Source organism: Gemmatimonadota bacterium (assembly GCA_026702745.1).
Classification (GTDB): domain Bacteria; phylum JAAXHH01; class JAAXHH01; order JAAXHH01; family JAAXHH01; genus JAAXHH01.
Genome location: JAPPBT010000043.1, coordinates 1 through 2,664 on the forward strand (window position 1 = coordinate 1; position 2,664 = coordinate 2,664).

3 protein-coding genes are annotated in these 2,664 nt (G+C 64.1%); all 3 read left to right on the top strand.

Going from position 1 to position 2,664, the window contains the following annotated elements:
- Window positions 1-202: hypothetical protein (locus OXH56_06705; GenBank protein ID MCY3554999.1), on the top strand; the 202-nt coding region annotated here is incomplete at its 5' end.
- A gap of 38 nt (window positions 203-240) precedes the next feature.
- Entirely contained in the window at window positions 241-2,193 is a 1,953-nt protein-coding gene (locus OXH56_06710; protein ID MCY3555000.1) for a PKD domain-containing protein, read from the top strand.
- Between the two features lie 218 nt (window positions 2,194-2,411).
- The coding region (locus OXH56_06715) for an MFS transporter (GenBank protein MCY3555001.1) at window positions 2,412-2,664 on the top strand (253 nt) is incomplete at its 3' end.

A 2,664-nucleotide genomic window follows, 5' to 3' on the forward strand; every position in this document is an offset into this window, starting at 1 on the left:
CGCCATCACCCGGGTGGCCAACATGATGGGCGTGACCGGGCAGACCGGCAACAACGCCGTCCAGCGCCATTACCGCGACATGCGCACGATCTCGACCCATGGCGGCCTCAACTGGGACACCGGAATGATGCCCACGGGCAAGCTGCTGCTGGGCGTGCCCACCGGCGACCCGCTCACCGACGTGGACCTGGAAAAATCCTGACGATCAGGCTGTTCCTTGCGGGCGGCCTGGCGCTACTCCTGGTCGCTTGCGGCGGCGGTGGTGGCGACAGCGGGAGCGGGCCGGTTGAAAGGCCCGCCAATTCGCCGCCTACCGCGAACGCGGGCGCCGATCAGAACGTCAACGAAGGCGCCACTGTCACGCTGGAAGGCGCCGGCGAGGACAGCGACGGCACGATAGAGTCCTTTCGGTGGATGCAGGTCTCGGGCGCCGATGTCGAACTTGAGGACGCTGACACGGCCAGTACCAGTTTCGTGGCGCCCGCTTTCACGCAAGGACAGTCGGACCTGACCTTCCGGCTCACCGTAACGGACGACCGCGGAGCGACCTCAACTGACGAAATCACGGTTTCCGTCAATTCGCCGCCTACCGCGAACGCGGGCGCCGATCAGGTGGTCCGCGGGGGAGCGGCCGTCACGCTGGAAGGCGACGGCGAGGACAGCGACGGCACGATAGAGTCCTTTCGGTGGATGCAAGTCTCGGGCGCCGCTGTCGAACTGGGGGACGCTGATACCGCCGGCACGAGTTTCCTGGCGCCCGCTTACATGCAGGGACAATCGGACCTGATCTTCCGGCTGACCGTAACGGACGACCGCGAAGCGACTTCAATTGACGAAGTAAGGGTCTTGATTGCCCATCCATTCACGCGATGGAATGAACTGGAGCCCAGGTCCTGGTGGCGGGAGTCGGAGCCCTATTCTTGCGCTCCGGAGGAGAAGCAATCGTCCCCATGGCTGGACGCCGGAATGATCGATCTCGGCGGGTCGGACGAACTCTCCCTGATTCGCTACTTCGGCAACGGGAGCTATCTCCGGTATGGCCACATGGGATTCGACGGCTGTACCGCAATCGCCAAGTATCCCGACAGATTCCACCTGGACCCGCCGGCGGATCCCACCTACTACTCGCTGGGCGATCTGGACATTCACGTGGACATCGCTCGCGTACCGGCGGACGCCGCCGGCTGGTTTCAGGATGATGGCGCCCGGATCGACATGAGCATGGCCGAGGCGGTTGAGCTTCTGAATACCTATGTTGCGGCGTACTACCGGCGGATGTCGGGGGACCGGCTTCGGATGAGGTTTGAGGCGGGCAACGATTACGCTGTCGCGGGCGACGGATCGCCGACCGAGGCCAATGAGCAACAGAACAGGCTGGCCGGCGCCTGTCTCGAAGGCTGTCGATATGGGGCGCCCGGGGGGCTGAACCGCATTCTGCTTACCGATGTCGCCTCGGACAGCGGGGGACGCGCCTACAACGGCTGGGCTGCATTCGGCCTTGTCAGTCTTCGCAACGAGAACATGGAGACCATCGTGCACGAAGTCGGCCATGCATGGATGGCGTGGCCGCATTCCTTCCCGGAGGTGGCGTGGCGTCCGTATCCGAATGATGAAATAGGCCTTCCGAATCCCTATTCCAACCGCTACGACGTGATGTCGGGATTGACCCCGCTATCGAGATACGGATGGGATCACGATATGCCGGGCACGCTGGCCGTGAATCGTTACGCCGCCGGCTGGATCCGGCCCGAAGACGTTGCGTTGCACGTGGACGAGGATGCCGGCTACACGCTGAGCAAACCCGGCGAAAGCGGTCACCAGTTCCTCGTTGTCCACTCAGGTCGCCGGTACGCCTTTACGACGCTGGAGGTTCTCGCGGACCGCTCCGATCGCTTCAGATCGGATCAGCCCAACGTGTACGATCCGGACGTCCCGGGCAACCGCCGGGCGCGGCGATACGAAGGGGTGCTGATCAGCCGATACGACCAGTCGGCAGGGACGGGGGCGCACACGCGGTTCGGTCCGGCCCTTTATGACCGGGAAAACCCGGATTTCCTTGCGGACGTGGGCTGGGGACGGGACGATCATTCCGTAATCATCGACGGGGAGACGCGGGAATTCGGCGGCGGCGTTCGCGTGCGGGCGACGCAGGAACACGGACGGAACCTGGTACGTCGATGTAAGCGGTGGTAGAGTGGCGCCGTTCGAGAGGTGGTGTTTTCCCATCTGGTTTGCCGAGGGGGAAGAGTACGACACGGGCTGTTTCCTGGACGAGGCCGTCTGGGAGTAGCACACCGCCGGTCCGATCCAAACCCCATGGCAGCAACAAAACCCGGCCCGATCATCCCCCGCATCATCCGACGCAAACGCGGAGCAGACGCTGTTCGCCCTCGTTCCCGGGGGCTCTGCGCGTGAACGACGGTTCCGGCCGTCCGAGCCCGCTGGTGGCCTGGTACGCCGTCGGCGTGCTGATGATCGCCTTCATCTTTTCGTTCCTGGACCGGCTGATCCTCTCGCTTCTGGTTCCGCCCATCATGCGGGACCTGCAAATCGACAACTTCGCCATCGGCCTGCTGGGAGGACTTTATTTCGCGGTCTTTTACGCGCTGATGGGCCTGCCGATCGGGCGGCTGGCGGACCGCAGCAGCCGGCGGCTGATCGTGG